Here is a 242-nt window from a genome sequence, read left to right on the forward strand (position 1 = left end):
TGCAGCGGGTCACCCACGGTTATGCGAAGGGCAATCACCTGCAACAGATGGAGCTGCAACTGGAGATCGAGCAGATCGCCCGGCGCGCGATCGCCGGCCTCGGTGCAGATCGGCTGACGCGCTACAACGGCAACCTGGAGGAACAGATCCGCGAGCAGGATCAGGAGATCCAGCACGCCGAGACCGGATTCCGGCGGACTTACGGCACCGCGGCGACGGACAAGGTGGCACCCGATACCGTG

Annotated in this window: 1 pseudogene; it reads left to right on the forward strand. The window is 64.9% G+C overall.

Annotated features, from left to right (window positions below):
* Positions 1 to 242: pseudogene (locus KVT39_RS37235) on the forward strand (molecular chaperone DnaJ); the annotation flags it as partial.

This window comes from Burkholderia sp. GbtcB21 (genome assembly GCF_019091065.1).
GTDB classification, from domain to species: Bacteria; Pseudomonadota; Gammaproteobacteria; order Burkholderiales; family Burkholderiaceae; genus Burkholderia; species Burkholderia pyrrocinia_C.